This window comes from Leifsonia sp. SIMBA_070, from assembly GCF_046534635.1.
In the GTDB taxonomy this organism is placed as follows: domain Bacteria; phylum Actinomycetota; class Actinomycetes; order Actinomycetales; family Microbacteriaceae; genus Leifsonia.
The window spans coordinates 1-240 of the sequence record NZ_JAWRYK010000856.1; the positions used below are offsets into that span (position 1 = coordinate 1).

Annotated in this window: 1 protein-coding gene; it reads right to left on the reverse strand. The window is 64.2% G+C overall.

Features of this window, described 5'->3' with window-relative positions; translation table 11 throughout:
• Positions 1–240: hypothetical protein (locus tag SB754_RS22655; RefSeq protein WP_410784518.1), on the reverse strand; the 240-nt coding region annotated here is incomplete at both ends.

Here is a 240-nt window from a genome sequence, read left to right on the forward strand (position 1 = left end):
CGGCGCGGATACGGCGGTTACCGAAGTTGTCGATGTCGTCGACGTCGATGCGCTTGGTGACGACCTCGCCGCCCTTGGTGACGCCCTCGAACTCGGTGTCGCCGCGGTGCAGGCGCACCATGTACTTGATCGTCTCGACGATGTCTTCGACCGTGAGCACCGAGTCGGTGAGCGGACGGTCGAGGCCGAGCTTCTGGTTCAGCTTGAAGCGTCCGACCTTCGCGAGGTCGTAGCGCTTGG